A 23,994-nucleotide genomic window follows, 5' to 3' on the forward strand; every position below is an offset into this window, starting at 1 on the left:
AGCCGTCCGTCCGCGCCCGGTCCGACCCGCGCCGAGCCGTTCGCCGGCTCCCGGTCCGGTCGCCGCCGCCCCCTCCCGCGGGCACGGCCGCGCGTCCCGTCTGCGACGATCCCACCCGTGGACTACCCGAACGACCAGGCCCCCGGCGCCCCCGTCCGCTCCGGCATCCCGGAGCACGGCCGCATCCCCAAGTACTACGCGGTGAAGGCGCACATCGCCCTGCTGATCGAGGAGTTGGGCGAGGGCGGCCTCCTGCCGACCGAGCGGGACCTCGCCGAACAGTACGAGGTCGCCCGCGAGACCGTACGCCAGGCCCTGCGCGAGCTGCTGCTCGAAGGGAAGCTGCGGCGGCAGGGGCGCGGGACGGTCGTCGCGGGGCCGAAACTGGAGCAGCCGCTCTCCCTCGCGAGCTACACCGAGGGCGTCCGGCGGCAGGGGCGCACCCCCGGCCGTACGCTGATCAGCCTCGATCGTTTCCCCTGCTCCGAGATCCTCGCCGCGGAGGCCGGGCTGACCCGTGGCGAGCCCGTCTGGCACATGGAGCGGGTGCTGCTCGCGGACGACGAGCGGGTCGGACTGGAGAGCACCTACGTCGCCGTGGCGCGCGTACCGCACCTCGACCGCGACTTCGTCCCGGACTCGTCCTTCTACGCGTACCTCCACGACCGGCTCGGGATCGCGTTCGGCGACGCGGACGAACGCATCGAGACCGTGCTGGCCACCCCGCGCGAGGCGCTGCTCATCGGTACGCCGCCGGCCCTGCCGATGATCCTGATCCACCGTGTCTCGCGGGACACGGAGCGGCGGCCGCTGGAGCGGGTGCGGACGCTGTACCGGGGGGACCGCTTCTCCTTCACGGCCCACCTGGGGGGATGATTCGAGCCATGTTCGGGCGGGCTCCGGCCCGCCTCTTTTTATAACGACCGAATAACGGGTCTAGCCCAAACGTGATGGGCAGTTCACCATCTGGTTGCAGTCCGGACCCTTCCGATTCCCCCGTACCGAGGAGCGTTGCCGTCGTGAGAGTGATAGTTGTCGGAGCCGGAGTGGTGGGCACCCTGCATGCCTGGCACGCAGTGGAGCGCGGCCACGAGGTCGTCCAGATCGAGCGCGAGGCGGAGGCCCGTGGGGCCTCGCTGCGCAATTTCGGGCAGATCTGGGTGAGCGGTCGCGCCGGAGGAGAGGAACTCGAGACCGCACTGCGGGCGCGGGAGCTGTGGGAGTCGATCGGGGCGCGCGTGCCCGGTCTCGGCTTCCGGGCCAACGGGTCGCTGACCCCCCTGCGCGGGGAGCGCGAGCTCGCCGTCGCCGAGGCCGCCCTGGCCCGTGACGACGCCGCCGCCCGTGGCTACAAGCTGTTCACGCCCGACGAGGCGCGCGCGGTGAACCCGGCCCTGCGGGGGACGTTCGACGCCGCCCTGTACTGCGAGCGCGACGCCGCCGTCGAGCCCCGCACCGCCCAGCTCGCCCTGCGCGAACAGCTGTCGCGGTCCCCCGGCTACACCTTCCTGCCGGGGCGCGAGGTCCGGGACGTGATCGGAGAGCACGCCGTGCGCGACGACCACGGGGACGTGCACACCGGTGACGTCGTCGTGCTGTGCACGGGCGCCTGGCTCGGCGGTCTCGTACGGGAACTGGCCGGTCCCGAGCTGCCCGTGCGGCGCGTACGGCTGCAGATGATGCAGACAGACCCGCTCGGCGAGCCGCTCACGACCTCGGTCGCGGACGCCGACAGCTTCCGGTACTACCCCGCCTACCGCAGCCCCGCCCTGGACGAGCTCAACACGCTCCAGCCCCAGGTCCCGACCGCCGCCGAGCACCGGATGCAGCTGCTCATGGTGCAGCGCGCGGACGGCGGACTGACCATCGGCGACACCCACGAGTACGAACACCCCTTCGCCTTCGACACCCTCGAAGACCCCTACGACCACCTCACCGAGGTCGTCGAGTCCTTCCTCGGACGCCCGCTGCCGAAGATCCGGCGCCGCTGGGCCGGGGTGTACGCGCAGTGCACGGACACCAGCCGGGTCGTGCACCGGCAGCGGGTGCGGGACGGGGTGTGGCTGGTCACCGGGCCCGGCGGGCGCGGAATGACCTGTTCACCGGCGATCGCCGAGACCACTGCCGACGAACTGGGATGGTGAAAGAGAGGATGAGGAAAATGATCACGGACACACGGCTCGTCGTCCTCGACATGGCCGGCACCACCGTCGCCGACGGCGGCCTGGTGGAGCGGGCCTTCGCGGTGGCCGCCGGGGAGCTGGGCGTCGAGCCCGGATCCGCGGACCACGCCGAGAAGCTGGACTACGTCCGGGCCACCATGGGCGAGTCCAAGATCTCCGTCTTCCGGCACCTGTTCGGCGAGGAACCCCTCGCCCAGCGGGCCAACTCCGCCTTCGAGAAGGCGTACGGGGAACTCGTCGACGGCGGGCACATCGCGCCGGTCGCCGGAGCGCGCGAGGCGATCGAGGCGCTCACCGGGTCCGGGCGGACCGTCGTGCTGAGCACCGGGTTCGCCCGTGTCACCCAGGACGCGATCCTCGACGCCCTGGGCTGGCAGGACCTGGTACCGCTCACGCTGTGCCCGGCGGACGCGGGAGGCCGGGGACGCCCGTACCCCGACATGGTCCTGGAGGCCTTCCTGCGGACCGGGGCCGCCGACGGCGTCCAGCAGATCGCGGTCGTGGGCGACACCTCGTACGACATGCTCAGCGGGGTACGCGCCGGCGCCGGCCTGGTCGCCGGCGTGCTGACCGGCGCGCACGACGACGCGGCGCTGCGCGCCGCCGGAGCCGGGCACGTGCTCGGCTCCGTGGCCGAACTGCCCGCCCTGCTCCTCGGATCCGACCGGCCCGGCGGGGACCGGCGATGACCAGCGGAATCCGCTTCGACCGGGTGTCCGTCGCCTACGACGGCACCACGGTCCTCGACGCCCTCGACCTGACCGTCGAGCCCGGCGAGGTCATGGCCCTGCTCGGCCCCTCCGGATCCGGGAAGACCACCGCGCTGCGGGCCGTCGCCGGGTTCGTGCGGCCCGCCTCCGGGCGGGTGTTCATCGGCGACCGGGACGTGACCGACCTGCCGCCCTACCGGCGTGGCATCGGCATGGTGGTGCAGCAGTACGCGCTCTTCCCGCACCTGCGCGTCGAGGACAACGTCGCCTTCGGGCTCAAGGCGCAGAAGGTCGCCAGGAGCGAGATCCGCGGACGGGTCGCCGAGGCGCTGGAGATGACCGGGATGGCGGCCTACGCCCGGCGCCATCCCCGTGAACTGTCCGGCGGACAGCAGCAGCGCGTCGCCATCGCGCGGGCGCTCGCCATCCGGCCCGGCGTGCTCCTCCTCGACGAGCCGCTGTCCGCCCTCGACGCGCAGCTGCGCTCCGGAATGCTCGCCGAACTCGCCCGGCTCCACCGTGACCTGCCGGACGTGTCGATCCTGTACGTCACCCACGACCAGGTCGAGGCGCTCACCCTGGCCGACCGGATCGCGGTCATGGACCGGGCGCGGCTGCGGGACTGCGGGACACCGCGGGAGCTGTACCGGTCGCCGCGGACCGAGTTCACGGCGTCCTTCGTGGGCAACGCCAACCTGCTGCCCGTGACCGTCGGGTCCGGGACCGTCTCCCTCGCCGGGACCGAGCTGAAGGTCGACACCGCGGACGCAGCGCCCGGCGCCTCGGCGACCCTGTGCGTACGGCCCCACCTCGTGGGCCTCGGCCCCGGACCCAACCAGGTGGCCGGGACCGTCAGCGAGGTGCAGTGGCGCGGCTCCACCCACCGGCTGTACGTCGACGTGGCGGGCCACCGGGTGATGGCGGACCTCCGCGAGCTGCGCGAACCCCCCGTCCACGGTGACCCGGTGACGCTGCACTTCGCGCCCGACGACGCCGTACTGCTGTCGGCGGGGGTGACCTCGGATGGCTAGCGCCGTGGCGGCCGCTCCCGCGACGGCGCCCACCGGGTCCCGCCGGCGGATACCGCCGTGGGCCTGGGCCCTGCCGCCCGTCGCCGTCCTCGGCCTCGTCTTCCTCTACCCCCTCGCCCTCGTCGTCCAGCAGTCCTTCCGGCCGGACACGGGAGGCACCTCGGCGCAGGCGTACGGCGACGTGTTCGCGTCCACCGCCTTCCGTGAGGCGCTCGGCACCACCGTGTGGCTGGCGGTCGGCTCGACGGCCGGGTGTCTCGTCCTCGGCTTCGCGCTCGCGCTGGTCATCGCGTTCGTGCCGTTCCCCGGCGGGAAGGCCGTCGCCCGGTTCATCGACGTCTTCCTGTCCTTCCCGTCCTTCCTCATCACGCTCGCCCTGCTGTTCCTCTACGGCAGCGTGGGCATCGCCAACGGGCTGTGGACGGACGCGACCGGGGCCGCCGAGGGGCCGTTCCAGTTCCTCACCACACCGTGGGGCGTGCTGCTCGCCGAGATCACCTACTTCACCCCGTTCGTGATGCGGCCCCTGCTCGCCGCGTTCTCGAACATCGAGACCGCCCAGCTGGAGGTGGCGTCCTCGCTCGGGGCGCGGCCCGCGCGGGTCGTGCGGCAGGTGATCCTGCCCGAGGCACTGCCCGCGCTCGCGGCCGGCGGCAGCCTCGTCCTGGTGCTGTGCCTCAACGAGTTCGGGATCGTGCTGTTCACCGGCGCGAAGGGGGTCACGACCCTGCCGATGCTCGTCTACAGCAAGGCGATCCTGGAGTCCGACTACCCGGGCGCCTGTGTCGTCGCCGTCATCAACGTCCTGATCTCCGTGGGCCTCTACGGCCTGTACCGGGTGGTGAGCCGTCGTGCTGGTGCATAGCCGCAAGGGGAAGTGGGCCACCTGGACCGTGTTCTTCCTGCTCTTCGTGCCCCTGTTCGCCCTGCCGCTCCTCGTCGTCCTGGCCGCCTCCTTCGCCACCAACTGGTCGAGCGCCCTCCCGTCCGGCTTCACGACCGGGCACTACACGGCCGCCACCCGCGGCGAGTCGCTCCAGGCCCTGACCACCAGCCTGGTCACGGCGCTCACCGCGAGCGTCCTCGCGCTGGTCGTCGGCACCTGGGCGGCGCTCGCCGCGCACGCCCTCAGGAGACGGGGCGCCCGCGTCCTCGACGCGCTGTTCATGCTGCCGGTCGCCGTGCCCTCGGTCGTCGTCGGCCTGGCGGTCCTCGTCGCCTTCTCCAAGCCGCCGGTGCTGCTCAACGGCACCCGGTGGATCGTCATCCTCGCGCACGCCGTTCTTGTCACGGCGTTCGCCTACCAGTCGGTGTCGGCCGCGATCGTGCGTCTCGACCCGGCGTACGAACAGGCGGCCGCCTCGCTCGGCGCCCGGCCCTCGTACGTGCTGTGGCGGGTGCGGCTGCCGCTGCTGCTGCCCTCGCTGACCGCCGCGGCCGGCCTCTGCTTCGCCCTGTCCATGGGCGAGTTGAGCGCCACCATGATGCTCTACCCGCCGGACTGGACGCCGCTTCCCGTCCAGATCTACGCCGCCACGGACCGCGGTGCCCTCTTCACCGGTTCCGCGCTCGCCGTGGTCCTCATGACCGCCACCGTGCTCGTCCTGTTCGCCGTCTCCCGGATCCGGACCAGGGCGACCTACCGCTGACCGGCCGATCCACCGATCCAGTTCGTCACCGATCCGCCCCGCCACGCAAGGAGTTCATCTCGCCATGCCCAGAAACACGCACCTCAAGTCGGTCGCCGCCGTCGTCGGCAGCCTCGCCCTCGCCTCCACCCTCACCGCCTGCGGTGGCGACTCCGCCGCCTCGGACGCCAAGGTCGTCACCGTCTACAGCGCCGACGGCCTCAAGGGCGAGAACGGCGACGGCTGGTACGACCAGGTCTTCAAGGACTTCGAGAAGCAGACCGGGATCAAGGTCAAGTACGTGGAGGGCGGCTCGGGCGAGGTGGTCCAGCGCGCCGTGCGCGAGAAGACCAACCCGCAGGCCGACGTCCTCGTCACCCTCCCGCCGTTCATCCAGCAGGCCGACGGCAAGGGACTGCTCCAGAAGTACGCCCCGAAGGGCTCCGACCAGGTCGACGGCGCCGACAAGGCCACCGACGGCACCTGGACCTCCGTCGTCAACAACTACTTCGGCTTCGTCTACAACAAGAAGGAGCTGAAGCAGGCGCCCACCAGCTGGGACCAGCTGCTCGACGCGGCGTACAAGAACAAGCTCCAGTACTCCACCCCGGGTGTCGCCGGTGACGGAACCGCCGTGCTCATCAAGGCGATCCACGACTTCGGCGGCAAGGACGCGGCGCTCGCCTACCTGAAGAAGCTCCAGGCCAACAACGTCGGCCCGTCCGCCTCCACCGGCAAGCTCGCCCCCAAGGTCGACAAGGGCGAACTGCTGGTCGCCAACGGCGACGTCCAGATGAACTACGCGCAGTCCAAGGACATGCCGAACCTCGGCATCTGGTTCCCGCAGGCCACCGACAAGGCCGCCGACGCCGCCGGCAAGCCCACCACCTTCGCGCTCCCCTACGCCGGGGCCCTCGTCACCAAGGCGCCGCACGGCGAGAACGGCAAGAAGCTCCTCGACTTCATGCTCTCCGCCAAGGCGCAGCAGCAGGTCAGCGAGATCGGCGGCGGCTTCTCGGCGCGGGGGGACGTCAAGGCCACCGACGCCAACGCCATCGCCCTGACCAAGCTCATGGACGGGGTCGAGGTCTTCGCGCCGGACTGGGCCGACATCGACAAGAACCTCACGTCGTACGTCGACGACTGGAAGTCGGCCACGGGCAGCTGACACCCCGGGCCCCACGCTCCACGCCCCACCCCGCAACGCCCCTGGAACCACCGGGGGCGCTGCCATGCCCGAAGCGCTGCTCGAAGCGCCGTCCGAAGCGCTGTACGAACGCGTCCGCCCGGCCGGCCGTTCGCCTTCGCCCCCACCCCCCATCTCCTTCACCCCCTCATCCGTGCCCCACAGCCCTCACCGGAGGACCACGTGTCGTCACGCATGTCCCGTCGCTCGCTGCTCGTCTCGGTGGCCGCCCTCGCGGCCTCCGCCGGGCCGCTCTCCGCCGTCGCCCGCGCCGCCGCCAGGACACCCAAGGTCCTGGTCATCGGTCTGGACGGCACCCTGCTGAACCGGATCAAGGACGCCGACGCCCCGAACCTCGACGCCCTGATGGCCGCGGGCCTCACCGCGCCCAGCAGCATCTACGCCAACCCCTTCGCGCCGACCCTGTCCGGCCCCGGCTGGTCCACGATCATCACCGGCGTCTGGCCCGACAAGCACAACGTCAAGGACAACAACTTCACCGGGCAGAAGTTCGCCCAGTACCCGGACTTCCTCACCCGGATCGAGACCGCGAAGCCGTCCCTGAGCACGTACGCCGTCTCGTCCTGGGCGCCGATCACGGACACCGTCTTCTCGTCGAAGGTGGACACCCGGGTGTCCACCCCCGGCGCCGAGTACGACACCGGCACCACCTCGCGCGCGGTGGCGACACTGCGCGGCGGCAACCCGGACGCGGTCTTCGTCCAGCTCGACAACGTCGACCACGCCGGCCACAGCTACGGCGCCGCCAGCCAGCAGTACCTGGACGCCATCCACGGCGTCGACACCCAGGTCGGACAACTGGTCGCCGCGGTCGAGGGCCGTGCCTCGTACCCGAACGAGGACTGGCTCATCATGGTCACCGCCGACCACGGACACACCGACGCGGGCGGCCACGGCGGCTCCAGCCGGCCCGAGCGGCAGACCTTCATGATCGCGACCGGGGCCGGGACGGCGCCCGGATCGGTGCGCCACGACATCAAGATGCCCGACGTCGCGGCCTCCGCGCTCGCCCACCTGGGCATCGCGATCGACCCCGCCTGGGGTCTGGACGGACGGCCTCTCCAGCAGCCGGTGGCCGACGACTTCGACGCGCTGCGACCCCAGTTGGGGACGCGCGTCGACGAGACCGGCATCGGCGCGGGCATCCTGGGCTTCACCCACACCCCGCCGGCGGGCTGGTCGGTCGACAACTCCGCGATGGGCACGGGCGGCGTCACGGAGTGGCGCGGCTGGTCCTTCACCACGGACGAGTTCTGGACCGCGGCCCAGGTCGACCAGCAGCGCGAGTCCAACGTCCGGGCCCGCGACGTCTTCGCGGTGGCCGACGGCGACGAGTGGAACGACAAGAGCGTGACGGGCACCTTCGACTCGACCCTGGTCAGCCCCGCCTACCCGGTCACCGGCGGCATCACGGCCACGCTCACCTACACCACGTACTACCGTCAGGAGGCCCCGCAGAAGGGCGAGGTGCTCGTCTCCTACGACGGCGCGGCGCCGGTCGCGGTGAAGACGTACACCGCCGACGCGCCCTCCCGCACCGAGACCCTCACCCTCCAGGTCCCGGCCGGTGCGCGCACGGCCCGCGTCCGGTTCCGCTACACCGGCGGCAACAACTGGTACTGGGTGATCGACGGAGTGCGGATCGCACAGGCCTGACCAGGTCGGGACAGTACGGCCCTGACTAGGCTGGGGGGCGTCGGCACAGCGTCGTTCCGGCGCCCCCGGATCCAGTGCGTACGAACGCCAGGACGGCAGGAGACCCAGCAGATGTCAGAGCGCAAGCCCATCGAGTCGTGGCTCACCGACATGGACGGTGTGCTCATCCACGAGGGTGTGCCGATCCCCGGCGCCGACGCCTTCATCAAGAGGCTGCGGGAGTCCGGGAAGCCGTTCCTGGTGCTCACCAACAACTCCATCTACACCGCCCGTGACCTGCACGCCCGGCTGCGCCGCATGGGCCTGGACGTCCCGGTGGAGAACATCTGGACCTCCGCCCTCGCCACCGCCAAGTTCCTGGACGCCCAGCGCCCCGGCGGCACCGCCTACGTCATCGGCGAGGCGGGACTGACCACCGCGCTGCACGACATCGGCTACGTCCTGACCGACCACGAGCCGGACTACGTGGTTCTCGGCGAGACCCGCACCTACTCCTTCGAGGCCATGACGCAGGCGGTCCGGCTGATCAGGGGCGGCGCCCGGTTCATCGCGACCAACCCCGACGAGACCGGCCCGTCCACCGAGGGCCCGCTGCCCGCCACCGGCGCCGTCGCCGCGCTGATCACCAAGGCGACCGGGAAGCAGCCGTACTTCGCGGGCAAGCCGAACCCGCTGATGATGCGGACGGGCCTGAACGCCATCGGGGCGCACTCCGAGACCAGCGCGATGATCGGCGACCGCATGGACACCGACGTGCTGGCCGGACTGGAGGCGGGGATGGAGACCTACCTGGTGCTGACCGGTCTCACCACGCGGGACGAGATCGAGAAGTACCCCTTCCGCCCCTCCAGGATCGTCGACTCGATCGCGGACCTCGTCGACCGGATCTAAACCATTCGTGACCCGTCCGGAGTAGTCGCGGACGTCAGCGGATGCGTCGTGGGACCCGTCGGGGGAGTCTCCAGATATCTGGAGGTTCACGATGGGTTCATGGAAACTCACTCTCTGCGCCGGTGCGACCCTGGCCGCCGCACTGACTCCCACCGCGTACGCGACCGCTCTGACCCCCGCCGCGTACGCGACCGTTCCCCGAAGTGACGCGGCGGCGGCCGTCTCGGTGACGCCCGCGGCCCCCGCGGCCGGCAGTGACATCCGGCTGCGGGCGCAGGGCTGCACGGGAAGCACGGGAACGGCCGCGTCCGACGCGTTCGTGTCGGACGCGCGGCTCACGGGCTCGGACGGCGTGCTCACCGGCGAGACCCGGGTCCGCACCTCGCTGTCGCCCGGCACCTACGACGTCACGGTCGCCTGCGAGGGCGGGCAGAGCCGGCGGCAGGTCAAGGGCAGCGTGACCGTCGGTGGGCAGGCGGAACCGCTCTCCACGCTCTCCGCCCCCGCGTCGCTCCCGGTCCCCGCCTCGCCCGTCGCCCCGGTGCACGCGGGCGGTGGCGGCACCGCGCGCGCCGACGGAAAGGGCACGCACACGGTGGCCGTGGACGCGCGGGCGACCGGCCCGGGGACCCGGCAGGCGGTGATCGGCCTCGTCCTCGCGGGCGTCGCCGCGGTGGCCGTGGCACTGCGCAGCGCCCGCCGGGGCCGAGACACCTCCGAGTGACATGCCGGACAGGGAGCGTTTCTCGGGTACGGGGCGGCTGCTCACGGGCGTCGCCTGGGTGCTGTTGCTGATCGGACTGTGGCTGTGGGGCCGGGAGGTGACCGACGTACGGCTGGGGATGTCGGCGCCGACCACGGGAGACATCGCGGCGGTGGGACGGCCGCCGGAGGTCCGGATGCCCTCCGCGCTGAAGCCGCTCGGCGGGGCGCGGCCGCAGCGCGTCGACATCCCGTCGATGGGGGTGCGGGCGCCGGTCGTGGCCCGCGGGCTCGACACGCAGGGCGCCATCGATCCGCCGCCCTACGAACAGCCGGGCGTGGTCGGCTGGTACGCCGCCGGAGTGCAGCCGGGGTCGGCCGGGACCGCGCTGTTCGTGGGACACGTCGACACCGAGACCCGGCCCGCGGTCTTCTACAAGCTCAGCGCGATGCGGCCGGGCCAGACGATCCGGGTGATGCGCGACGACGGGACCGTCGCGGAGTTCACCGTGGACGACGTCGCGGTCTTCCCGCGCGACCACTTCGACGCCCAACAGGCCTACGGACCGAGACAGTCGGGGCGGGCCGAGCTGAGGCTCGTCACCTGCGGCGGCACTTTCGACCGGACCCGCCGCACGTACACCGCGAACGTGGTCGTGTCCGCGTACCTCACCGGAAAGGGCTTCTGAGTCCGGGGCCGGCCCCCGTACGCGAAGACCCGGGGGCCGGGCACACCTGGCCCGGCCGGCGGCCCGCTCCCCCCGGGGCCACCGACCGGACTGGTCCTCGACCGCGCACGCACGGGCTGCGGGAGTAACCCGGCGACGGCGCGGGAGGTTCTGAGTCCATTCCGGACATCGCGAACCACGGGGGAGAAGCTCGGTGATCGGGACGGCCGGCATGGCGCGACCGGCCGGGGCCGGTGGCGTTCGAGGCAACTCTAGAGCCGATGGGCGTTCCGGCCTAGGGGCTGTCGGACGCCGGTCGACGGCCGGTGGCACTGTGTGATCCGCCCAGGTGACGGCGGCTTCCGGGCCGCCCGGTGAACGCCGCCGCGGGCCGGGGCCGTTCACCGTCCAGGCCGTCCCGGTCCAGCGAGCCGTCCAGGACCCGCGCCGCGGCCTCGCCGAGCGGCAACCGGTGCCGGAGCGCGTACCGGCGCAGCGCCGGGAAGGCCTGGTCCACACCGGTGTCCCAGCGCTCGGCGAGCATGCCCGTGGCTTGCTCGACGCGGACGCGGCGGGAGAGCGCCGACTGCAACCGCCCGGCCAGCGTGCGGTACTCCGCGTGCAGCCGCTGGTTGTGCAGCCCGGCGGCCGCCGCCTCGGCGAGGAGCAGCGCGAGCCGTACGCTCTCCTCGTCGCCGGGCGGCTCCTTCGGACGGGGCGGCCGCGCACGGCCGGGCGGCGGGGGTACGAACACGTTGAGCGCGCCGAGCAGGGTCTCGCGGCGGCGCAGCGGGACCGCGAAGGTCGCGGCGATGCCGTGGCGCAGCGCCCGCCGGGTGAAGTCCGGCCAGCGGGCGGCGGTCCGGGCGGCGCCGATCGGGACGTGCGGGACGGGCCTGCCCGTGCCGTAACTGTCCCGGCAGGGGCCGCCGTGTTCCGGGGCCGCCTGGACGGCCATCAGGTCCAGCGCGATGTCCTGGCGGCGGCTGCTGCCCGCGAACGAGACCTTCTCGCCGCCCGCGACCAGCATGATGCCGGCGGAGTGCGCGCCGACGATCTCCACGCAGTGGTCGGACAGACGCTGTAGATAGTGCCCGGTGTCGAAGCTGTCGGAGAGGGTGTCCGCGGCTTCCAGCAGCGCCGCCGCGAGCCGTTCCTCCCGGGTGCTCTGATGCATCTCCCGTACCCCGATCCCGTCGTCGTCGGCCCCCGTTCCCCTGTCGTCCCGGTCGGTGCGGTCCCGCCGTGCCGGGTCCCGTTCAGCGGCGCCTACCCACCGCGTCCGGGCCTGTAACAGGTCTCCGACAGGGCTCGGACGACCTCGTGGGCGAGGAGACACCTATGTCACGATTGACCCTCAACGCACTGCACCCGAGGGGGAGTTGCATGTACGGCGGCAAGGGGGCCGGGGCTCGGGCGTCCGTGGCGGTGATGGGGGCGGTTCTGCTGCTGGCGGGGTGTTCCTCCGCGGGGGGCGGCGGGGACGGGAGCGACGGCACGGGACCCAGGAGCATCCGACAGCCCGGGAATCCCGGCCCGTTCTGGGTCAACCCGGCGGGCAGCGCGGCCGCGCAGGTCACCGCGTACGTCAAGGCGGGCAGGAAGGACGACGCCGAGCAGATCCGCAAGATAGCCGAGCGGCCGACCGGCGAGTGGATCGGGCCGGAGAACCCGGAGCGGGAGGCGCGCGGCTTCACCCAGGCCGCCCAGCGGGCGGGCCGGACCGCCGTACTGGTCCTCTACAACATCCCGCACCGCGACTGCGGTCAGTTCTCGCGGGGTGGTGCCGCCGACGGCGACACCTACCGGAGCTGGATCGACGGCGTGGCCCGGGGGATCGGTGACCGTCCCGCCACGGTGGTCCTGGAGCCGGACGCGATCCTGCACCTGGTCGACCGGTGCACTCCGGCCGGGCTGCGGGAGGAGCGCTACTTCCTTCTGAAGGAGGCCGTCACCAGGCTCAAGTCCCTGAAGAACACGAAGGTGTACCTGGACGCGGGCAACGCGGGCTGGGGCCACCCCGACCAGATCTTCCAGCCGCTCGAACGGGCGGGCGTCGAGCTGGCCGACGGCTTCGCGGTGAACGTCTCCAACTTCTACTCGACCCGGGACTCCGTCGCGTACGGCAGGCGGCTGTCCGCGAAGGTCGGCGGCAAGCACTTCGTCGTCGACACCAGCCGCAACGGCAACGGGCCGTACACGGCGGGCAGGGCCGACGAGAACTGGTGCAATCCACCGGGACGCGCGCTGGGCGAGAGCCCGACGACGAAGACCGCCGATCCGCTGGTCGACGCCTATCTGTGGGTGAAGCGGCCCGGCGAGTCGGACGGCACCTGCAAGGGGGGCCCGAAGGCGGGCGACTGGTGGCCCGCGTACGCGCTCGACCTGGCGAAGGCCTCCGGGTGAAGGCCTCCGAGTAGCGGCCGGTACGTGACCGGGGGCGGGAACCGGTGGATCAGGGAACCCTGATCCACCGGGCCTTGGACGGCGTTCCCTGGTCGTCCGTCACGAACAGCATGTACCAGCCGGACTCCACGAGGTTCCGGTTCTTCGGCACGGTCACCGTGATCCCTTTCGCCGTCTTCCTGAGGTCCAGCGCGATGGAGCGCTGGTCGACGTCGGTGACATGGGTGGACGCGCTCGGCCGGATCAGGCGGGCCGTCCTGATGGACGAGGCGTGCGCCGTGGCGAAGGTCGCCGAGCCGCCGCGCGCGACGGTCTCGGGGCCGCCGGCCAGAGCGGGCCGGGAGCCGCGGTAGAGGTACGGCGGCGTGTAGATCTCGATGCGCTGCTCGAACGTGGCGGGCTTGGTGTCGGCCTTGTCCGCGTAGAGCGGGTTGGAGCCGAAGAACATCACCCGGCCGTCGGGCAGCAGGATCGACCCCGAGTGGTAGTTGCGGCCCACCAGGGGGTCGGCGACCCGGTCGAAGGTGTTGTCGCGGGGGTCGTAGATCCGCGCCTGGAGGATGTCGGAGGCGCCGCGCCCGCGGTAGTCCTCGGAGCCGCCGGACACCAGGACGGTGTCGTCGGGCAGGATCGAGGACTGCGGATAGCGGGTGCCCTTCTCCAGGTCGGGGCCGTCCACGAACCTCGGGTTCCTGTCCTTGAGGTCGATGAGCCGGGTCCTCCTGCTGGAGAGCCTGGACTCGCCGACTCCGCCGCCGCCGATCACCAGGTACTTCTCGTCCTGCGCGGGCGGCAGCAGTACCGTGCCGGAGGTCTCCATCAGGGTGGGATCGCTCAGGCCGGGCAGTTCGGTGAACCTGTTGGTCGCCACGTCCCAGACACCGGGGGCGCGGCCCACGTCGTCCGGCCCGTAGCCCGCGTTCGAGCCCGAGTAGAACATCTTGCCGTTCTGCATCAGGCTGATCGCCGGATAGGTCGGGAACTGACGGATGCCCTTGGTGTACATCCACTTCCTGGTCTTCGGGTCGAAGACCTCGTTCTTGCCGGGGACCAGCTGGCCGATCTCGTCCAGGCCGGAGAGGCTGAGGACCTTGCCGTCGCTCATGGTGGTCAGGGTCGGGTACCAGCGGGCCTCGTTCATCGGGTCGACCTTGACGTACCGCTCGGCGACCGGATCGAACTCGAACGCGTCCCTGATGCCCTGGAAGTCCTTCTTGTCCAGGGCGAGTTTCTGGGCGATGCCGTACGTGTTGCGCGCGTCCGGGCCCGTCAGGCCCCGGACGCGGTAGTTGTCCTGGGTGCCCGTCTCGTACCTACGGCCGCTCTTCTGCGCCTCGACGTAGATACGGCCCAGGCCCGGATCGTTGCGCAGGAACGCGCCGGTCGCCCGGTCGAAGACCTTCTTGGCGCGCGGGACGAGCACCGGGTCCTTGGAGACGAACGTCCTGCCGTTCTCCTTGCCGGTGAACCGGGTGCCCGCGGGCAGCGTGACCGGTCTGTCGGGGTTCTCGTTGTGGACGACCATCAGGCCGCCGGCCTTGGTGACGTCGCCCTTCAGCGTCTCGTAGCGCTTGGTGCCGCCGGCGATCAGCAGACTGCCGTCGGCGAGCTGGGTGTGGCCCGTGCAGAACAGGTCGGCCGGTGTCGGGATCGCCTTGACGGTCCCCTCGGCCGGATCCCAGAGCCGGGTGTCGAACTTCTTCGCGTCGAAGTTGTCCTGGTTGTTGCCCGAACCCGCGACCAGCAGGACCTTGCCGGTGTGCAGCAGGGCGGCGTGGATGGTGTTCAGGCGGTACCGCTGGGGGAACCGGACGATGTCCCAGTGGCCGTTCTCGGCTTTGTACTCCGGCTTGTTGATCGTGTACTGGTGGTATCTCTCCGTACCGAAGCGATAGACCCACGGCCCGTTCATCCCGGCCAGGGCGAGCACCAGAACCCCGCCCATCGCGAGACGACGGGCGCGGCGGCGGGCACCGTCGTTCATTTCTCACGTCCCCCGAGAGGCATCCGCGCGGGCGGGGGAGCGGTCCGCCCGGGCGGAACCGGGGGCTTCCTCCTGTCCTGGCGCAGGGTCCACTGCCAGGCGAGGACCGGCGAGGCCGTGATCAGCAGGGCGAAGCAGGCCCAGGTGATCATCGCGGGGTGGGAGTGCCCGAGCAGGAGTCCGGCGGCGATCGAGCCGGCGAAGACCAGAATGAAGAACAGGTGGATCCGGAAGGTCCCGAACAGTGTGTCCGGGCTCGCCGAATCCCCCTTCGGGGTCACCACGAACCTGCTCCTGCGGCGCAGCACGGCGTCCATCAGGGAGCGGGCGTAGACCGGCGCGGAGAGCGCCGACATGATCATGCCCGCCACGCCGCCGGAGCCCTCGGGCTCGTGCGGGGAGACGTTGTGCCGGCGGTTCCACACGTACAGACCGATCTGCAGTGCGGAGGCGTTGCCGTACAGCATCAGCCAGACCGTCGGGTCGATGTTCACGCCCGAGGCGCCCAGGCCCAGGAACAGCGCGCAACTCAGCGCCGCGAGGATCCAGTTGAGGGCCGACATCGGGTAGAAGATGATCATCATGGTGTAGTTGAAGAGCTTGCTCGGCGGCAGTGAGAAGAAGCCCTTCCAGTACTGCTTCAGGATCGTCTCGTAGGTACCCCGTGACCAGCGCAGCTGCTGGGTGAAGAAGTCCGTCCAGGCGTTCGGGCCCTCGCCGACCGCGAGCACGTCCGGGGTGTAGACCGAGCGCCACTTGCGCCCCGTGACCGGATTCCGGTGGCGGTGCATCTCGAAGCCGGTCGCCATGTCCTCGGTGATCGAGTCGTACAGACCGCCGATCTGTTTCAGTGCCCTGATGCGTACGGCGTTGGAGGTGCCCACGAACATCGGGGCGCCGTAGCGGTTGCCGGCCCGCTGGATCAGCGCGTGGAAGAGGAACTGCTGGGACTCGGCGGCCTTGGTGATGGGGTTGTCGTAGTTGCCGTACACCTGCGGGCCGATCACGAAGCCGATGTCCGGATCGCGGAAGAAGCCGAGCATGCGCTCCAGGTAGTTGGGCAGCGGCACGTGGTCGGTGTCGACGGAGGCGAAGAAGTCGTACGCGTCGCCGTGCGCCTCCAGCCAGGCGTTGTAGTTGCCGTGCTTGGTCCTGGCGCGGTGCGGCCCCTTGGCCTGGTTCCACTTCGCGACGCCCTTGCGGGAGAAGTGGTGCACCCCGAGGCGCTCGCAGACCTCCTTCACCCCGGGGTCGTCGCCCTCGTCGAGGAGCCAGACGTGCAGAAGGCCCCGGTGGCGCAGCCGGACGGCCGCTTCCAGGGTCCTGGTCACCATCGCGAGCGGTTCCTTGCCGGGCACGAAGGAGGTGAGGAAGGCCACTCTGGTGCCGGTCTCGGGCACCACCGGGACCGGGTCGCGGGCGACCAGGGTCGCGTGTGCGTTCGAGACCACGTTCATGCACCGGAAGAACTCGATCAGGCCGATCGAGACGAGCATCACGGTGTCGAGGACCGGCAGGAAGTCGTGCGCCGGGTAGTCGCGTTCGGTCCAGTGCTCCGGCTGGAGCAGCCAGCCGAGCAGGACCAGCGAGAGCAGTGGCGCCGCGCCCAGCATGAGGGCGGCCCGTACGCGGTGCGGCTCCTGGGACAGCAGGGAGCGGTACTGCACCTTGTACGGCTTGTTCGGATCGGGCCGTGTGAGGGGCCCCGCGAGCCTGCTGTAGTGCTCGTAGTCGTATCTCGGCAGGGTCTGTCCGATCCTGCCGTGGCCGCCGGTCCGCTGCGCCGGCACTCTGAGCCGGGTCGTCTCGGACGCGTCGAAGTCCTGTCGGGCGCCTGTCGGCGTCGACGTCATGAGTCATTCCCCCCACACGCACGGTCGGGTGCGTGTTCGTCGGTTCTTGTCGCCCGCCCGGTCCCCCTGGACCGGCACGGACGCGTGCTGGCAGGCAGCGTCACCGCTCCGTCCACACCTGCGAAGACCACGGAAACGCGGCCGCCCGGTTGCCCGGCGCCCCCTCGGCACCCGTTCGTGAGCGAGGCCCCCAACCCCGCACGGACGCAACCGGTCATCCCCCAACTGCCGTGTGCCGGCAGTCCCTTGACGCACAGGGTTCTATGGCGCCCGCCATGATCGCAAGGTGCGAAACGCGCTGTTAACCGGTCATACGCTCTAATTGGGACGTCTGTGCGAAGATGGGATGTCTCCGTACGACGAAGGGCCCCTCGCCGGTGGCGAGGGGCCCTTCTGTCGGTGCGCCGCCAGGGACTCGAACCCCGGACCCGCTGATTAAGAGTCAGCTGCTCTAACCAACTGAGCTAGCGGCGCCTGCTGACCCGAGAACTCTACCCGATGCGAACGGGTGCTCCCGACCGTGATGCGGCGCCCCTCCGCCCGCGGGCGGCCCCGTACATCATTCGGACCGTCAACATGCGCCACCGGATGACAGTTGAGAAACTGACGACTGTGCAGAAAAGCGGAGATTTCTACCTGGAGTGTGAGGGGCGACGCATGGAGACTCCGGAATTCGAGGAATTCGATCCCGCGAGTGACTGCGACTGCCCGGGATGCGTGCGCGAACGGCGTCTCCCGACCCCTGCCGTGCTCCCGGGAGCGGTCGGCCGTCCGGCGGCGAACAGGGTCTTCGTGATCGCCGCGGCGGCGGGCGCGGTCCTTGCCGCCGTCCCGTCGATGCCGGCCGTCGCCGCCGCGCACGGACCCGCCCGGCCGGGCGACCCCGCAGGTGACGAGCCCGACACGCCGCAGGGTGGCGAGGCCCCGCTGCACGGGCCGGCCGGTGGTCCGGCGAAACCGGGGACCGGGGTGGAGGCGCCCGCCACCACCCGCGCGGAGATCATCAACCGGGCCAAGAAGTGGATCGCCGCGCAGGTTCCGTACAGCATGAGCGCCTACTGGACGGACGGATACCGGCAGGACTGCTCCGGATTCGTCTCGATGGCCTGGAATCTGCCGGGAAACGAATGGACGGGCAGCCTCGACACGTTCGGCGTACGCATTTCCCGCGATCAGCTGCAGCCCGGCGACATTCTTCTCTTCCACAATCCGGCGGACCCCCAGAACGGTTCGCACGTCGTGCTTTTCGGCGGTTGGACGGACTACACGCACACGTATTACATCGCTTACGAACAGACCCGCCCGAGCACCCGCCGGCAGTCCACGCCGTACGCGTACTGGAGCAACTCCACCCACTATCTGCCCTACCGTCACAAGGGCCTGGCCGACGGCGCGAGCGGCGCGCAGCCCTCGGTACCCGGTACCAAGCCCGTCCCCTTCCCGGGCGCGTCCGCCTTCGGCCCCGGAGCGAACAACGCGTACGTCACCCAGCTGGGCCGGCTTCTGGTGGAGCGGGGCGGGCGCCGCTTCTACACCTCGGGGCCGGGGCCGCGCTGGTCGAACGCGGACCGGCGGGCCACCCAGGCGTTCCAGCTCGCCCAGGGCTGGAAGGGGGCGGGCGCGGACGGGCTGCCGGGGCCGCGGACCTGGTCGTACCTGGTGGAGAAAAAGGGCAGGGACATCCCGCCCGCGGCGGGCACGGCGGGCACGGCGGGCACGGCGAGTACGGCGAGTACGGCGAGTACGGCGGGCACCGCGGCTACGGCGGGGGCGGCCGGGGCGCCGTCCGCCGCCGTTCCCGCTTTTCCCGGGCGCGGGATGTTCCGGCCGGGAGCGCACAACGCGTACGTCACCCTGCTCGGAAAGCAGCTGGTCAAGAAGGGGTTCGGCGCCTTCTACGCGACCGGGCCCGGGCCGGACTGGGGCGAGTCGGACCGGCGCGCCGTCGAGGCCTTCCAGCGGACCCAGGGCTGGCGGGGCGGCACGGCGGACGGCTCTCCGGGTCCGGAGACCTGGCGGCGGTTGTTCTCGTGACCGGGTCCCCGAAGCGGCACGGAACCCGGGCGCGGCGCGGGTCCCCGAGTCGTCACGGCTGTCCCTGACGGGGCCGCACGGCCCGCGGTCCCGACGCGGCCCGAACTCGCACTTCCCCGCGCCGAGGCATGGAGGCAGGTATGACTTCGACCAGTTCACCCACCCCGGAGCCCGAGGAGGGTCCGGAGAGCGGCGCCGTCCGGTCCGCCCGTCTCATCCACAACGAGGCGACCACCGAGATCCCCGTCCACCTGCTCTTCCGGGACGAGCCCGATCAGGTGCCGGTTCCGCTCGCGCCCGCCGTCGTGGAGCGGCGGCCCGACACCACCGTCCCGCTGCGGGCTCGGGCGGGAAAGGCGGAGCGCGAACCGTCACGGGCGCGCAGGGCCGCGTCGGTCCGGACCGCGCGCCCGGTGCCGGAGGTCGATCCCGGTCTGGTGGAGCGGCCCGCGCGGGTGCTGCCCGCGGTGGCGGGTGTGCTGGCCGGGGCCTGCGGGGTGGCCGGATGCGTCCTCACCACCTGGTGGGCCGGGACGCTGCCGTCCGCCGTGGGACAGGCGTTCGGGCTGCCCGGGCACGCGGGTGCCGGGCTGGGGCCCCTGCAGTGGGGCGCCTACGCGGGAACGGGCGCGCTCGGACTGTTCGGCTTCGGCGGGCTGGCCCGCGGCCGGACCGGGCGGGCCTGGGTGCTCGGTCTCTTCGGGGACTACCGCGGCACGGTCCGGCGCACCGGCCTGATGTGGATCAATCCGCTGGTGATACGGCGCCGGGCCGACGTGCGGCTGCGGCACTGGCGCAGCGAGCCGATGTCGGTGGTCGACGGGAACGGCGTGGCGCTGCGGGTGGTGGTGCTCGTGGTGTGGCGGATCAAGGACACCGCGCGGGCCGTGCTCGGGGTCGAGGACCATGAGACGTATCTGCGCGAGTGCGTGGAGGCGGCGCTGTCGCGGGTGCTCGCCCGGCTGCCGGCGGACCTGCCGCCGTCGGTGGTCAAGGATCTGACCCTGCGCAACACCGACGCCGTCGGCGAGGCGCTGACCGGGCTGGTGGCCGAGGACGCGGCGCCGGTCGGTCTGGAGGTGTTCTCGGCGCAGCCGACCCGGATCGAGTACGCGCCCGAGATCGCCGCCGTGATGCAGCGTCACCGGATCGCCGCCCTGGACGCCCGGCACCGTGACTCCGTGCTCGACGCGGTCGTCGACTCCGTCGAGGACACGGTGAGCCGGCTGACCCTGCGCGGGCTGGTCGAACTCGACGACTACGAACGCAAGGCGCTGGTGAAGGACCTGACGGTGGCGTTCTGCACCGGGCGCAGGGAGGGCTCCCCGTAGGGCCTTTCGTCCGGGTCGCGGGCGGGAGGCGGGGCGCGGGGCGGGACCCGGCCGGCCGGGCACCGGGCCCCGGCGCCACCCGATCCGGAAGACAGGCCTCGGTGAGCGTGTGTGATTGGTCTGGACATGTTCAAGAAGCCGCAATAATCTGTGACTTGGTCTAGACCTGAAAAACGCGCGCACGGCTCACGAGAACCTCCCCCACGTCCTCCAGGAGCGGCAGCATGCGCATACGGACGACCAGGAACAACGCCAAGTGGTACGCGGCCGTCGTCGGCCTCGCCACCGCGGGAACCTTCGTGCTCTCCACCGGCAGCGCCGGCGCCCACGGCTACACCGACCAGCCCCTCAGCCGGCAGAAGATGTGCGCCAGTGGTGGCTCCGTCGCCAACTGCGGTGACATCCAGTGGGAGCCCCAGAGCGTCGAGGGTCCCAAGGGCTTCCCGGCCGCGGGTCCCGCCGACGGCCGGATCTGCTCCGCGAACCACACCAACTTCGGCCAGCTCGACCAGCCCAAGACCCCCTCGGGCGGCGCCTGGCCCACGACCAGGGTCACCGGCGGCCAGAGCTACAGCTTCCGCTGGCAGTTCACGGCCGTGCACGCCACGACCGACTTCAAGTACTTCGTCACCAAGCCCGGCTGGAACCAGAACCACGCGCTGACCCGGGCCGACCTGAACACCACACCGTTCCTCACGGTGCCGTACAACGGCCAGCGTCCGCCGTCCACTCTCTCCCACTCCGGCACCCTGCCCAGTGGTCTGAGCGGACATCACGTCATCCTCGGCGTGTGGACGATCGCCGACACCGCGAACGCGTTCTACTCGTGCGCGGACGTCACGTTCTGAGCGTGTCCCGACCGGAAATGTTCTGAGCCTCTCTTGAGGAGCCGGCCCACCCCCCACGGGTAGGTTCCACGCACGTCGCCATGACCATGACGGCGTGCGTGGAGCCGAACCTGGCAAACGGGGGAATGTCATGGAAGTTCTTTTCTTCGTCGTGCCCGCGCTGATGATGGCCGGTGCGATCCTCATGGCGGTCGTGGTGGTCCGCCGGTCGCGGGACGTGAGGCGGGCGTGGGACAGCGGCCTGACCGCGCAGGCGCGCTGTCTGCGGTCGTACGCGACGGTCAGCGGCGGCGGTGGTGACACCTCCGTGTCCACGACGCTGCACCACGTGTACGAGTTCGTGACGCGCGACGGGCGCACGATCCGTTTCGAGGAGCCGAACGGCCCGGCGACGGTCGTCGAGGGCGACCTCGTCACCGTCCACTACGTCGCCGACCGCCCGCAGAAGGCGACGGCCCACGCGCCGCGCCGGGGACTGCTGGCGGCGGGCACGGTCTTCGTCCTGGTCGTCTGCGCGGTGATCGTCCTCTTCTGCGTCGGCTTCATGGTGGGCGTCCACGAGTTCTTCTCGGTGTGGGACTCGGCCTGGAGCGGAGGGGACGACTTCGAGGGCGCGGGGCTCCCTTTCTGACGCTCCGTCAATTACCTTGTGGCCATGAGCTCCATGAGGCGAACCGTCGCGGAACTCGTGCGGGAGCGGTGGGGCGACCACCGGCCGGGGCTGTGGTTCGAGGGGCAGGTCCTGAGCCATCACCGGGTGACGGCGGGCGCGGCGGCGCGGGCCGCGCTCCTCGCCGACCTGCTGCCCGCCGGCGCCGAACCGCACCTCGGTGTCCTGCTCGACAACACCCCCGAGTATCCGATGTGGTTGAGCGCCGCCGCCCTCGCGGGTGCCGCCGTCGCCGGGATCAACCCGACCCGGCGCGGCCCCGAACTGGCCCGCGACATCCTGCACACCGAATGCCGCGTCCTGGTCACCGAGCGGAACCGGCTGCTCCTCCTCGACGGCCTCGAACTGCCCGGCGTACGCGTCCTGGTCACCGACACCGAGGACTACGGGGAACTCCTCGCGCCCTACGAGGGCGCGCGGCCCGACGCGGCACCCTCCGTGTCGCCGGACGCCCGGCTCCTCCTCTACTTCACCTCCGGCTCGACCGGCGCCCCGAAGGCCGCGATCTGCACGCAGGGCCGGCTGGCCGCCGCCGGGGGCTCGCTCGTCGAGCAGTTCGGGGTACGACCGGACGACACGCACTACATCTGCATGCCGATGTTCCACGGCAACGCGGTGATCGCCGACTGGGCGCCCGCGCTCGCGGCGGGCGCCGGGATCGCGCTCAGGCGCCGCTTCTCGGCGTCCGGGTTCCTCACGGACGTACGGGCCTGCGGGGCCACGTACTTCACCTATGTGGGCCGTGCGGTGCAGTACCTGCTGGCCACGCCCGCCCGCGCCGACGACCGCGACAACCCGCTGCGGACGGGTTTCGGGACGGAGGCCGGCGCCGTGGACGCGGCCGCCTTCGAGGAACGCTTCGGGGTGCGGCTGGTGGAGGGGTACGGCTCGTCCGAGGGCGGCGTCGCCATCCAGGGGACGCCCGGCGCCCCGGCGGGCGCGATCGGGCGGGCGGCACCCCGCGACGACCTCGCGGTGGTCGACCCGGCGACCCGGACCGAGTGCCCGCCCGCCGTCTTCGCCGAGGGCGGACGGCTCCTCAACGGCCAGGAGGCGATAGGGGAGTTGGTGAACCGCGGGCCCAACCCCTTCGAGGGGTACTGGCGCAACCCCGCCGCGGACGCCGACCGTCGCCGCTGCGGGGAGGGCTGGTACTGGACCGGCGACCTCTTCTACCGCGACGCCGGCGGCTTCCTCTACTTCGCGGGGCGGGCGGACGACCGGCTGCGCGTCGACAGCGAGAACCTTGCCGCGGCGATGATCGAGAACATCCTCGCCCGCTACCGGGGCGCGGCGGCCGTCGCGGTGTACGCGGTGCCGGACCCGGTGGCCGGCGACCAGGTGATGGCGGCGATCGCGCCGCGCGAGGGTGCCGGCTTCGACCCGTCGGCCTTCGCGGAATTCCTCCGGGCCCAGCCCGACCTGGGGACCAAGATGGCACCCCGCTTCGTCCGGATCGTGGAGCGGATGCCGGTCACCGCCACCAACAAGATCCACCGGGTGGGGCTGCGCCGCGCGGGCTTTTGCTGCGCCGACCCGGTGTGGTGGCGGCCGCCCGGCGAGCCGGCCTACCGACCGCTGGTCCCGGCGGACGTGCGGGGGCTGCTGGCCGAGTACCGCGCGCGGGGCCGCGAGGCCCTGCTGCCGACGGCGCAGGGCTGAAGTCCCTTCGCGTCCAACCTCGTTCCGATGGTGTGTACCGGTCTGTCCGCAAGGCCGTAGAGGTCGTGGGGAGGTCTCGGGCGACGGAGGAATCGCGGCCGTCCGACAGGGGGAGGATGCACCCGGACACCCGTGTCGCCGGTGCCGGTGCCGGGAACGGCACCGCGTCGAGGAAAGAGGGAACATGCGTCACCTGATCCGGGTCGGGCGGCCCGTCGGCGCCGCACCCCCGCGCGCCACGCGGGCGCGACCGGCCGTCCGCGCGAGCCGCGGACGGGCGGGCCGGGAGCTCCGGACGGTCGGGGCCGCTCGGGCCGTTCGGACGGCGCGGACGGCGCGTGGTGCGGCTCCGGTGACGGCCGGCGGGTGTGACGCCGGATGCGGAGCCCGACGGTCAGAGCCTTGTCATGTTCCTGTTCATCGTTGTCCGGGACGGGACTCCGCCGACCGGGCCGTCCGTGATCCACGGTGCGGACGGGGAGGGGGCGAGCGGTGTGCACGGTGGTCGTCGCGGCGGCGCCGGGGCCTTC

20 protein-coding genes and 1 tRNA gene are annotated in these 23,994 nt (G+C 71.6%); 17 read left to right on the forward strand and 4 right to left on the reverse strand.

Annotated features, from left to right (window positions below; genetic code table 11):
- Positions 1-117: 117 nt before the first annotated feature.
- The 11 genes from ACFV2J_RS23865 (at position 118) to ACFV2J_RS23915 (ending at position 10,697) form a co-directional block, all read left to right on the forward strand.
- Positions 118-876: a GntR family transcriptional regulator gene (locus tag ACFV2J_RS23865; RefSeq protein ID WP_385087973.1), complete on the forward strand. Its 759-nt coding sequence runs from the start codon at positions 118-120 to the stop codon at positions 874-876.
- 143 nt (positions 877-1,019) lie between these two features.
- Entirely contained in the window at positions 1,020-2,144 is a 1,125-nt protein-coding gene (locus ACFV2J_RS23870; protein ID WP_385087971.1) for a TIGR03364 family FAD-dependent oxidoreductase, read from the forward strand.
- 17 nt (positions 2,145-2,161) lie between these two features.
- Positions 2,162-2,872, forward strand: a complete 711-nt coding sequence (locus ACFV2J_RS23875) for an HAD family hydrolase (RefSeq protein WP_385440452.1) — start codon at positions 2,162-2,164, stop codon at positions 2,870-2,872.
- Positions 2,869-3,924: an ABC transporter ATP-binding protein gene (locus tag ACFV2J_RS23880; protein WP_385087967.1), complete on the forward strand. Its 1,056-nt coding sequence runs from the start codon at positions 2,869-2,871 to the stop codon at positions 3,922-3,924. The genes ACFV2J_RS23875 and ACFV2J_RS23880 overlap by 4 nt, the downstream gene beginning before the upstream one ends.
- The gene (locus tag ACFV2J_RS23885; RefSeq protein WP_385087965.1) at positions 3,917-4,789 is read left to right on the forward strand and encodes a 2-aminoethylphosphonate ABC transporter permease subunit; all 873 of its coding nucleotides are present in this window, start codon (positions 3,917-3,919) and stop codon (positions 4,787-4,789) included. The genes ACFV2J_RS23880 and ACFV2J_RS23885 overlap by 8 nt, the downstream gene beginning before the upstream one ends.
- Positions 4,776-5,573, forward strand: coding sequence for an ABC transporter permease (locus tag ACFV2J_RS23890; RefSeq protein ID WP_385087963.1), 798 nt, complete (start codon positions 4,776-4,778; stop codon positions 5,571-5,573). Before ACFV2J_RS23885 ends, ACFV2J_RS23890 begins: the two co-directional genes overlap by 14 nt.
- Before the next feature lie 64 nt (positions 5,574-5,637).
- Complete coding sequence (locus tag ACFV2J_RS23895) at positions 5,638-6,720, forward strand: 2-aminoethylphosphonate ABC transporter substrate-binding protein (RefSeq protein WP_385087961.1); 1,083 nt, start codon at positions 5,638-5,640, stop codon at positions 6,718-6,720.
- Positions 6,721-6,933: 213 nt separating this feature from the next.
- Positions 6,934-8,415 (forward strand): alkaline phosphatase family protein, encoded by a 1,482-nt coding sequence (locus tag ACFV2J_RS23900; protein ID WP_385440477.1) that lies wholly within the window; start codon positions 6,934-6,936, stop codon positions 8,413-8,415.
- Positions 8,416-8,526: 111 nt separating this feature from the next.
- Entirely contained in the window at positions 8,527-9,306 is a 780-nt protein-coding gene (locus ACFV2J_RS23905) for an HAD-IIA family hydrolase (RefSeq protein WP_385087959.1), read from the forward strand.
- 91 nt (positions 9,307-9,397) lie between these two features.
- The gene (locus ACFV2J_RS23910; protein ID WP_385087957.1) at positions 9,398-10,030 is read left to right on the forward strand and encodes a hypothetical protein; all 633 of its coding nucleotides are present in this window, start codon (positions 9,398-9,400) and stop codon (positions 10,028-10,030) included.
- Between the two features lies 1 nt (position 10,031).
- Positions 10,032-10,697, forward strand: a complete 666-nt coding sequence (locus ACFV2J_RS23915; protein WP_385087955.1) for a class F sortase — start codon at positions 10,032-10,034, stop codon at positions 10,695-10,697.
- Positions 10,698-10,971: 274 nt separating this feature from the next.
- On the opposite strand, the gene ACFV2J_RS23920 is transcribed toward ACFV2J_RS23915, so the two are convergent.
- On the reverse strand, positions 10,972-11,853 hold the full coding sequence (locus ACFV2J_RS23920) for an ANTAR domain-containing protein (RefSeq protein WP_385087953.1): 882 nt from the start codon (positions 11,851-11,853) through the stop codon (positions 10,972-10,974).
- 209 nt (positions 11,854-12,062) lie between these two features.
- On the opposite strand from ACFV2J_RS23920, the gene ACFV2J_RS23925 reads away from it, so the two are divergent.
- Positions 12,063-13,082 (forward strand): glycoside hydrolase family 6 protein, encoded by a 1,020-nt coding sequence (locus ACFV2J_RS23925; protein WP_385087978.1) that lies wholly within the window; start codon positions 12,063-12,065, stop codon positions 13,080-13,082.
- A gap of 49 nt (positions 13,083-13,131) precedes the next feature.
- On the opposite strand, the gene ACFV2J_RS23930 is transcribed toward ACFV2J_RS23925, so the two are convergent.
- The 3 genes from ACFV2J_RS23930 to ACFV2J_RS23940 all read right to left on the reverse strand — a co-directional run bounded on the left by ACFV2J_RS23930 (position 13,132) and on the right by ACFV2J_RS23940 (position 17,393).
- Positions 13,132-15,066, reverse strand: a complete 1,935-nt coding sequence (locus ACFV2J_RS23930; protein WP_385095218.1) for a galactose oxidase-like domain-containing protein — start codon at positions 15,064-15,066, stop codon at positions 13,132-13,134.
- Complete coding sequence (locus tag ACFV2J_RS23935) at positions 15,063-16,919, reverse strand: glycosyltransferase family 2 protein (protein ID WP_385095216.1); 1,857 nt, start codon at positions 16,917-16,919, stop codon at positions 15,063-15,065. The genes ACFV2J_RS23930 and ACFV2J_RS23935 overlap by 4 nt, the downstream gene beginning before the upstream one ends.
- Before the next feature lie 400 nt (positions 16,920-17,319).
- Positions 17,320-17,393: transfer RNA gene (locus ACFV2J_RS23940), tRNA-Lys, on the reverse strand.
- 183 nt (positions 17,394-17,576) lie between these two features.
- Here ACFV2J_RS23940 and ACFV2J_RS23945 point away from each other — a divergent pair.
- From ACFV2J_RS23945 to ACFV2J_RS23965, 5 genes are all read left to right on the forward strand, one after another.
- A complete protein-coding gene (locus tag ACFV2J_RS23945) occupies positions 17,577-18,953 on the forward strand; it encodes a peptidoglycan-binding protein (protein ID WP_385440461.1) in 1,377 nt (458 codons plus the stop codon).
- 140 nt (positions 18,954-19,093) lie between these two features.
- Positions 19,094-20,284 carry an SPFH domain-containing protein gene (locus tag ACFV2J_RS23950; protein ID WP_385440464.1) on the forward strand — a complete coding sequence of 397 codons (1,191 nt, stop codon included), beginning with the start codon at positions 19,094-19,096 and terminating at the stop codon, positions 20,282-20,284.
- Positions 20,285-20,508: 224 nt separating this feature from the next.
- Positions 20,509-21,132, forward strand: a complete 624-nt coding sequence (locus tag ACFV2J_RS23955; protein WP_385088088.1) for a lytic polysaccharide monooxygenase — start codon at positions 20,509-20,511, stop codon at positions 21,130-21,132.
- A gap of 130 nt (positions 21,133-21,262) precedes the next feature.
- Positions 21,263-21,763 (forward strand): DUF3592 domain-containing protein, encoded by a 501-nt coding sequence (locus tag ACFV2J_RS23960; RefSeq protein WP_385088086.1) that lies wholly within the window; start codon positions 21,263-21,265, stop codon positions 21,761-21,763.
- Between the two features lie 24 nt (positions 21,764-21,787).
- The gene (locus ACFV2J_RS23965) at positions 21,788-23,464 is read left to right on the forward strand and encodes an AMP-binding protein (protein WP_385088084.1); all 1,677 of its coding nucleotides are present in this window, start codon (positions 21,788-21,790) and stop codon (positions 23,462-23,464) included.
- Positions 23,465-23,994 lie beyond the last annotated feature (530 nt).

This window comes from Streptomyces sp. NPDC059668 (assembly GCF_042734135.1).
Lineage (GTDB): Bacteria > Actinomycetota > Actinomycetes > Streptomycetales > Streptomycetaceae > Streptomyces.

Coding starts and splice junctions, on each gene's coding strand:
- ACFV2J_RS23915 (WP_385087955.1), top strand. CDS start 10,032: ATGCCGGACAGGGAGCGTTTCTCGGGTACGGGGCGGCTGCTCACGGGC.
- ACFV2J_RS23900 (WP_385440477.1), top strand. CDS start 6,934: ATGTCCCGTCGCTCGCTGCTCGTCTCGGTGGCCGCCCTCGCGGCCTCC.
- ACFV2J_RS23950 (WP_385440464.1), top strand. CDS start 19,094: ATGACTTCGACCAGTTCACCCACCCCGGAGCCCGAGGAGGGTCCGGAG.
- ACFV2J_RS23910 (WP_385087957.1), top strand. CDS start 9,398: ATGGGTTCATGGAAACTCACTCTCTGCGCCGGTGCGACCCTGGCCGCC.
- ACFV2J_RS23875 (WP_385440452.1), top strand. CDS start 2,162: ATGATCACGGACACACGGCTCGTCGTCCTCGACATGGCCGGCACCACC.
- ACFV2J_RS23905 (WP_385087959.1), top strand. CDS start 8,527: ATGTCAGAGCGCAAGCCCATCGAGTCGTGGCTCACCGACATGGACGGT.
- ACFV2J_RS23945 (WP_385440461.1), top strand. CDS start 17,577: ATGGAGACTCCGGAATTCGAGGAATTCGATCCCGCGAGTGACTGCGAC.
- ACFV2J_RS23920 (WP_385087953.1), bottom strand. CDS start 11,853: ATGCATCAGAGCACCCGGGAGGAACGGCTCGCGGCGGCGCTGCTGGAA.
- ACFV2J_RS23880 (WP_385087967.1), top strand. CDS start 2,869: ATGACCAGCGGAATCCGCTTCGACCGGGTGTCCGTCGCCTACGACGGC.
- ACFV2J_RS23895 (WP_385087961.1), top strand. CDS start 5,638: ATGCCCAGAAACACGCACCTCAAGTCGGTCGCCGCCGTCGTCGGCAGC.
- ACFV2J_RS23965 (WP_385088084.1), top strand. CDS start 21,788: ATGAGCTCCATGAGGCGAACCGTCGCGGAACTCGTGCGGGAGCGGTGG.
- ACFV2J_RS23930 (WP_385095218.1), bottom strand. CDS start 15,066: ATGAACGACGGTGCCCGCCGCCGCGCCCGTCGTCTCGCGATGGGCGGG.
- ACFV2J_RS23885 (WP_385087965.1), top strand. CDS start 3,917: ATGGCTAGCGCCGTGGCGGCCGCTCCCGCGACGGCGCCCACCGGGTCC.
- ACFV2J_RS23925 (WP_385087978.1), top strand. CDS start 12,063: ATGTACGGCGGCAAGGGGGCCGGGGCTCGGGCGTCCGTGGCGGTGATG.
- ACFV2J_RS23960 (WP_385088086.1), top strand. CDS start 21,263: ATGGAAGTTCTTTTCTTCGTCGTGCCCGCGCTGATGATGGCCGGTGCG.
- ACFV2J_RS23955 (WP_385088088.1), top strand. CDS start 20,509: ATGCGCATACGGACGACCAGGAACAACGCCAAGTGGTACGCGGCCGTC.
- ACFV2J_RS23935 (WP_385095216.1), bottom strand. CDS start 16,919: ATGACGTCGACGCCGACAGGCGCCCGACAGGACTTCGACGCGTCCGAG.